This is a genomic window from Clostridium sp. RTP31139st1_H3_RTP31139_211217 (genome assembly GCF_040227035.1).
Classification (GTDB): Bacteria; Bacillota; Clostridia; order Clostridiales; family Clostridiaceae; genus Clostridium; species Clostridium saudiense.
Genome location: NZ_JBCOAB010000084.1, coordinates 1 through 5,844, shown reverse-complemented (window position 1 = coordinate 5,844; position 5,844 = coordinate 1). Strand labels below are relative to the sequence as shown.

Annotated in this window: 14 protein-coding genes; all 14 read left to right on the top strand. The window is 29.3% G+C overall.

The genetic code is table 11. The features are described from left to right. Positions 1-54 precede the first annotated feature (54 nt). The 14 genes from ABUA17_RS18225 to ABUA17_RS18160 all read left to right on the top strand — a co-directional run bounded on the left by ABUA17_RS18225 (position 55) and on the right by ABUA17_RS18160 (position 5,752). Entirely contained in the window at positions 55-324 is a 270-nt protein-coding gene (locus tag ABUA17_RS18225; RefSeq protein WP_195949643.1) for a hypothetical protein, read from the top strand. After that, positions 324-476 carry a hypothetical protein gene (locus ABUA17_RS18220; protein WP_195949642.1) on the top strand — a complete coding sequence of 51 codons (153 nt, stop codon included), beginning with the start codon at positions 324-326 and terminating at the stop codon, positions 474-476. The genes ABUA17_RS18225 and ABUA17_RS18220 overlap by 1 nt, the downstream gene beginning before the upstream one ends. Positions 477-518: 42 nt before the next feature. After that, complete coding sequence (locus tag ABUA17_RS18215; RefSeq protein WP_349818232.1) at positions 519-680, top strand: hypothetical protein; 162 nt, start codon at positions 519-521, stop codon at positions 678-680. Between the two features lie 105 nt (positions 681-785). After that, positions 786-1,847: a tyrosine-type recombinase/integrase gene (locus tag ABUA17_RS18210; protein ID WP_302782679.1), complete on the top strand. Its 1,062-nt coding sequence runs from the start codon at positions 786-788 to the stop codon at positions 1,845-1,847. A gap of 76 nt (positions 1,848-1,923) precedes the next feature. Further along, complete coding sequence (locus ABUA17_RS18205; protein WP_055290782.1) at positions 1,924-2,103, top strand: FeoB-associated Cys-rich membrane protein; 180 nt, start codon at positions 1,924-1,926, stop codon at positions 2,101-2,103. A gap of 3 nt (positions 2,104-2,106) precedes the next feature. Then, positions 2,107-2,610: a sigma-70 family RNA polymerase sigma factor gene (locus ABUA17_RS18200; protein WP_195990125.1), complete on the top strand. Its 504-nt coding sequence runs from the start codon at positions 2,107-2,109 to the stop codon at positions 2,608-2,610. Between the two features lie 10 nt (positions 2,611-2,620). Beyond that, a complete protein-coding gene (locus ABUA17_RS18195; RefSeq protein WP_195951674.1) occupies positions 2,621-2,926 on the top strand; it encodes a hypothetical protein in 306 nt (101 codons plus the stop codon). Then, positions 2,919-3,332 carry a single-stranded DNA-binding protein gene (locus ABUA17_RS18190; protein ID WP_195951675.1) on the top strand — a complete coding sequence of 138 codons (414 nt, stop codon included), beginning with the start codon at positions 2,919-2,921 and terminating at the stop codon, positions 3,330-3,332. The genes ABUA17_RS18195 and ABUA17_RS18190 overlap by 8 nt, the downstream gene beginning before the upstream one ends. A gap of 37 nt (positions 3,333-3,369) precedes the next feature. Further along, a complete protein-coding gene (locus tag ABUA17_RS18185; RefSeq protein WP_195952311.1) occupies positions 3,370-4,488 on the top strand; it encodes a nucleoid-associated protein in 1,119 nt (372 codons plus the stop codon). A gap of 78 nt (positions 4,489-4,566) precedes the next feature. Beyond that, positions 4,567-4,779: a hypothetical protein gene (locus ABUA17_RS18180; RefSeq protein ID WP_195952310.1), complete on the top strand. Its 213-nt coding sequence runs from the start codon at positions 4,567-4,569 to the stop codon at positions 4,777-4,779. 5 nt (positions 4,780-4,784) lie between these two features. Next, the gene (locus ABUA17_RS18175) at positions 4,785-5,033 is read left to right on the top strand and encodes a hypothetical protein (RefSeq protein WP_195951678.1); all 249 of its coding nucleotides are present in this window, start codon (positions 4,785-4,787) and stop codon (positions 5,031-5,033) included. Positions 5,034-5,118: 85 nt separating this feature from the next. Further along, positions 5,119-5,358 carry a hypothetical protein gene (locus tag ABUA17_RS18170; protein WP_195951679.1) on the top strand — a complete coding sequence of 80 codons (240 nt, stop codon included), beginning with the start codon at positions 5,119-5,121 and terminating at the stop codon, positions 5,356-5,358. Further along, on the top strand, positions 5,351-5,548 hold the full coding sequence (locus tag ABUA17_RS18165) for a hypothetical protein (RefSeq protein ID WP_195951680.1): 198 nt from the start codon (positions 5,351-5,353) through the stop codon (positions 5,546-5,548). Before ABUA17_RS18170 ends, ABUA17_RS18165 begins: the two co-directional genes overlap by 8 nt. Before the next feature lie 36 nt (positions 5,549-5,584). Next, positions 5,585-5,752, top strand: coding sequence for a hypothetical protein (locus ABUA17_RS18160; RefSeq protein ID WP_195951681.1), 168 nt, complete (start codon positions 5,585-5,587; stop codon positions 5,750-5,752). Positions 5,753-5,844: the final 92 nt, after the last annotated feature.

The window sequence follows — 5,844 nt, the reverse complement described above, 5'->3', positions numbered from 1 at the left end:
TAATACTTACAAGTTATAGGACAAGGAATATTCGGATTTTAGGAGATTTTGGGTATGGATTTAAAAATAATGAAGTCGACAGGTAAGGAATGGTATGACAAGTGCATAGGAGAAAGATTTACCATTCACTCTGAAAGTAAAAAAGGTGGTAAAGGTAAATATGTTGTAAGAATACCTAAACACCTTAGATGGCTTATGAATGGTTATATGTATGGTTGGGTTGATAAAGAACACTGTATATTACTAAAACCATTACCAACGTACTATAAATTAATTAGTTTTAATGGTCATGGGGCATTAGTTGATCATAAGGAGGAAGAGTAATGAAAATTAAAGATTTAATAAAGAAATTACAAGAGTTAGATGGTGAAAAAACTATAGGAATTTATAATTATGAAGAAGAGGAAGAAGATTTATATTTATATGTTCATAAAAATATTTACACCGATGCAAAATGTGATTACTTGATTGAGTAAAGTAATTCGCAATTCAAAAATATTGTGAAGGAGAATAATTAAATGAATTTATTAAATATAGGTAAAAAAATTGGTGAATTAGAAGGATTAATCTCAAAAATAGACTGTGGAACATTGGTTACTAAGAAGAATCAAACAAATGAACACATTAAGTATAGAGCATTAAAATTACTGAAAGAGTTGAATAATGAATTTGAAAAGTAGCACACCTTTCAAAAAAAGAGAGAATAGAAGGGAATACGGATAATGCTATATACTTCTATTCTCATAAGATAATCAAAATCAATTAGTGAATGGGGAGGAGAGAACATGGAGAACTTAAACTATAGAAATTGTAATGAAGAAGTAACTGTTAAATTAATAGGCAAATTAACACTTGAATTTCCAGAGCTAGAGGTTAATCTACCAAGACAACTAGAAATAAAAAGATTGGTAGAAGAAGTTTTATATGGATATGAGGTTACTACAAAAGAAACAGCATTAGTAACAAGTGATCTTGAAGATAGAATAAACTATTTTTTAGCTACTAAAAAGCTTGAAGGATTATCAGCAGCTACTTTAAAAAATTACAACTATAATCTTAGAAAATTATGCAAATTCTTTAATAAGCCAGTATCTATGATTACAAGTGCTGATATTAAAATGTTCATGTATGCAGAAAGTAGTACTAAAAGTGCTGCTGGAATGAACACATTTATGACACCTATTAAATTATTCTTTGCATGGCTTCAAAATGAAGAGTTTATAATTAAGAATCCATGTTCTTCGGTAAAACCAGTAAAAGAACCAAAACGAGAAAAGAAACCTTTAAATGAAGAACAAGTTGAAATGTTAAGAGATTGTATGCTTAGTAGGAGAGATAGAGCAATATTAGAATTTTTCTTATCAACTGGTTGTAGAGTAGCTGAAGTTGGCAATGTTAAGGTAAAAGATTTAGATATGACTAATAAAACTTTATTAGTTATAGGAAAAGGAAATAAAGAAAGAAGAGTATATTTTACAGAAAGATGTAAAAGAGCAATACTTAATTATCTTAGAGAACGTGAAGAGCAAGGAATAATAAGCGAATATTTATTCTGTTCTTCAAAAGCTCCAAATAAAAAATCGAATAATACAGAGCCTTATAAAAAATTAAATAATCGTGGTTATCAAGTAATTGTAAATAAGATGCAGAAAATGGCCAATATAGAAATGAGGATTACACCTCATACATTTAGGCATACCATGGCTACATTTGCTTTAAGAAGTGGAATGGCTCCAGAATGCATACAACAAATTTTAGGACATAATGATGTTGGATTAACATTAAGGGTATATGCGAAAGTAGCTCAAACAGATGTTGAATATGCATATAGAAAATTAGTTTCTTAAAAATAAAGGATAAAATTAACATGAAAACACAACAGATAAGAGATTTAGAAGGAAATGTCTTAAGGAGTGAGGCTTAGTGTTAATAGTATTAATTATAATTACAATGCTTATCATAATATTATTTGTTTTATCAGCGATAATCATAGCAAAAGATCATGATAATGAGTTTATGACTAGCTGGGAGAAATGTAATGGCAACTGTAAAAGTTGCAAGGATAAGGAGCAATGTATGAATAGACCTTATGAGGGGGAATGAAAATTGGAAGAAGATAAATTTGGAAAAACAGAAGGTAGGCTATATAGATATTTTGAGAATATAAAGAGAATAGCTTCACTTAATGAACAAAATGTAGAGTTGGATAAAAGATATGATCATGTAGATGAAATATTAAGGACAAGCAACTTCAACTTTGATATAAGCATAGGTTCTATTGGATTTGAGGAAAGAGTACAAACTTCATGCACTGGTGAAAGTGTAGTAGAAAAGCAAATGTTCCAGCAAGCAGAAAGTTTAATTAAAGAGCAGAGGATAATAAGAAAAACTCAATTTAAGAACCAGGTAAGGGTTAATGAGTTAGAGAGAAACAATATAAAGATGAGAGTTGCTATAGCAATGCTTGAAGAAGAAGATAAGAAGTTTATTTTCTATAAGTACAATAAGAAGTTAAGTATAGAGGCTATATCAGAAGAATTTAATTTATCAATAAGGACAACTTACAGATTAAGAAAACAGATCATAGAGAAAATAATGAAATTGCTTTAGGAGTTTTAATATGGGGATTTATCTTATAGAAGCAGAGGTAAAGGTTAGACACCTTTACTCTGTACAATCTAAAACTGAAGATGAAGCTAAGAAGTATCTAGAAGTAATGGAACGTAACAAAGGTGAATTTGATGGAAACAACCTAATTTTAGATAAGGTTTGGGTAGGAACTATCAGTAATGAAATCATAGATTCTAATGAGATTGAGGAGGTAAAGAAGATGGAAACTAATTATGAAATCATAGGAGTAACTGACATAGATGAAGTTACATTAGATATTGAAATTGGAATTGAGGAGGTAGAAATTAATGAATAAGGTAATTTTAATAGGGAGGACTGTTGCTGATCCAGAGCTAAGATATGCAGCAGGAAGTGGAACAGCAGTTTGCAAGTTTACATTAGCAATTACAAGACAATTTAAGAAAGATGAAACAGATTTTATTAGGTGTGTAGCTTTTAATAAAGCAGCAGAAAATATAACTCAATATATAACTAAAGGCAGGCAGTTAGCAGTTACAGGAAGTATTAGAACTGGCAGTTATGATGCTCAAGATGGAACTAAAAGATACACTACTGATGTAATGGTAGAAAGTTTTGAGTTTATCGGGAATAACAAAGATAATGGTAGTAGCAATGATAGCAATAGCAACTGGAATCCCCCAGTAGATGATGGAGGTTTTGGAGATATGACACCAGTAGATGATGGAGACATGCCATTTTAGTTATTAATACATTAAATAATTTGGAGGTAAAGAGTTTATGATATATGAATTAAATAAAACTAAAAAGAAAAATGGGGTTGAATATAAGGAGCAGAAGTTCTCTATAGATACTGGGGATAGAGTAAATGATATTAACATACAAGATGCAGTAATTCATGTATTGGATAGTAATGCAGGAGAGCCAATATTAAATGAATACACATTAGAATTAACTGAAGATACTTATAACTTCTTATATAAGCATATAGAAAAGATATTTAAAAATGATGATTTAGTACCAGCGGCATTTAATCAAGAAAAAAATTTAGTTAAGGAAATAGTACAAGATTATCTAAATGGAATAGATAGAGATATCATTGAGATATCTAAGGGATTAGCAAGGCAATTATTTGCAATAATGAAATGTAATATCAATATTCCAAGTTGTGATCTTATCGTAACATCAATAATAACCGACCAAGGGCCAATGCTTGGAATACTTAAGTTAGATTATGTTAATAGTTTTACTCATCAAGTAGATTTTATAGGCAATAAAATAGGGGTCGGCCTGATAAAACATAGTGCAGCATTACCAGGAAGTAGTCAAAGAATTCAAAAGGCAGCATTTATTAAACCAATAAGGGGAGGACAAACATTTGATTTATGGGTATTAGATAGTAATAAAGGCAGAAAAATAGATTATGATGAATATGGAGCAAACTATTTTAGCAATACCTTCTTAGGATGCAGTCAAGTATCAGATAGTAGAACAGAAACTAAAGCATTTATCCATGCAGTAGAAAGATGGACTAGAAACAATATAACTGAAAATGCAGTAGAAGCAGAAAATATAAGAACTACAGTTAAGGATAAGCTTCAAGAAGAAGATAATATAAATATTACTGAATTAGCAGATGAATTATTTAGAGATGAGCCAAAAAAGAAGCAAGACTTTGAAGTATATATTAAAGGCAATGGATTAGATGAAAAAATAAAAGTAGACAAGCAGTTTGTAGAGAAGAAGTTTAAGAGAGTAAGACTTAAAATTGATAAAGATATTGATTTATATATAGGGAAAGAAGCATACAAGGACCAAAGTAAGTTTGAAATTCAGCGTAATGGTGATGGAAGTATTAATATGATAGTAAAAAATGTGATTAATTATATTGAGAAGTAATGAATAATTTTGAAATTATCACTCACTATTTTCGAGTAGTGATAATTTCAAACAATATTCGGATTTAAGGAGGATTTTATGTTATTAAGAATTTTTTTAGATTTATTGATTCAAGAACAAAATGTAAAGATATTTTCAACTGAATTAAGTGGAGATGAAGCAGTTTATATAGGTGATGCTATAAATTGTCCTTATTGGATAGCAGAATATCACTTAGAGGATGGTAGTAGTAATAAAATTTTTGTAGATAGTGAAGGTTATCTAAATATTTACTGTGAACATAGGGAGTAAGAGTAATGAAAATTAGATTATGTTATAGATTAGAAAAAGAAGTTGGAATGGCAGAAGATGAACAAGGTAATCCATCAGAGTGTTATGTTTGTTGTAAGGTAGATGTTAAAAAAGACCCAGTACCAAGAAAACAATACAAAGAGTTAGTGGGTGCATTTAGAAAATTAATAGCAAAGCAACACGCAGTTAATGAAAATTACATTACACCAATTACATTAAATGATTATCTGAATCATACAGAGGAGGAAATTTAATGAAAAAGATAAGATTTTTGAATTTATTACGCACTATCAACAATGTTGATAAGATAAGTAATATTCGCATTTTAAGGAGGGTGTCATGGAAAGAAATAAATGTGAGGGAATGATAAATGAACTAATAAAATTTAATTTTGATAGTTTCATTTTTAAATTAACTAAAAATAGAAAGATCAAAGTTATTATAAATGAAAACTCAATAGGTTTTACTGGTGGATATGTTTGGTTTGGTAGGGATGGTATTCAAACCACTATAGATTATAGAATAATTGAAAGTATAATTCCTAGTGAATTTGATATGGAGGAATTAGAGAATGTATAAATGTGAAAATTGCAGAGTTCAAAGAGATATTGGTGATGATGTATATCTAGTTGAAAGTGCATTTATGGAGATATTTTTACCTACTTGTAGTAAGAAATGTTCTGAAATAATCAAAGAAAGAGAAGTTAATAAAGTACAAACCATACTTGATAGAATTAAGAATTCAGAAATTAAAAAAGAACGTTGGTAACGAAAAATTCCAAATAAGGAGAAGGAGATAAGTTGAATGAGTGATGTAAAATGTGGAAACTGCAAATACTTTTATACAATAGGAGAATGGAGTTATCCTCAATGTAGCATAGCAAAAGCAAAGAATGATGAAACTATATTGATTTTAGGTAAAAAAGGAACATGTCCTTATCATGAATACAGCGAATCTTACGGTTGGAAGTAGTGAATAATTTGAAACTATTGCGAACTAAATGATCTTTAAAAATTTAATAATACGGTGAAGACTTTATGTGTAACTATAGAATTAACAAAAAA

Bases quoted from the DNA above. Each gene is read 5' to 3' on its own strand.
- ABUA17_RS18215 (WP_349818232.1), top strand. From the start codon at position 519: ATGAATTTATTAAATATAGGTAAAAAAATTGGTGAATTAGAAGGATTA.
- ABUA17_RS18180 (WP_195952310.1), top strand. From the start codon at position 4,567: ATGTTATTAAGAATTTTTTTAGATTTATTGATTCAAGAACAAAATGTA.
- ABUA17_RS18220 (WP_195949642.1), top strand. From the start codon at position 324: ATGAAAATTAAAGATTTAATAAAGAAATTACAAGAGTTAGATGGTGAA.
- ABUA17_RS18225 (WP_195949643.1), top strand. From the start codon at position 55: ATGGATTTAAAAATAATGAAGTCGACAGGTAAGGAATGGTATGACAAG.
- ABUA17_RS18160 (WP_195951681.1), top strand. From the start codon at position 5,585: ATGAGTGATGTAAAATGTGGAAACTGCAAATACTTTTATACAATAGGA.
- ABUA17_RS18190 (WP_195951675.1), top strand. From the start codon at position 2,919: ATGAATAAGGTAATTTTAATAGGGAGGACTGTTGCTGATCCAGAGCTA.
- ABUA17_RS18175 (WP_195951678.1), top strand. From the start codon at position 4,785: ATGAAAATTAGATTATGTTATAGATTAGAAAAAGAAGTTGGAATGGCA.
- ABUA17_RS18185 (WP_195952311.1), top strand. From the start codon at position 3,370: ATGATATATGAATTAAATAAAACTAAAAAGAAAAATGGGGTTGAATAT.
- ABUA17_RS18165 (WP_195951680.1), top strand. From the start codon at position 5,351: ATGTATAAATGTGAAAATTGCAGAGTTCAAAGAGATATTGGTGATGAT.
- ABUA17_RS18210 (WP_302782679.1), top strand. From the start codon at position 786: ATGGAGAACTTAAACTATAGAAATTGTAATGAAGAAGTAACTGTTAAA.
- ABUA17_RS18170 (WP_195951679.1), top strand. From the start codon at position 5,119: ATGGAAAGAAATAAATGTGAGGGAATGATAAATGAACTAATAAAATTT.
- ABUA17_RS18195 (WP_195951674.1), top strand. From the start codon at position 2,621: ATGGGGATTTATCTTATAGAAGCAGAGGTAAAGGTTAGACACCTTTAC.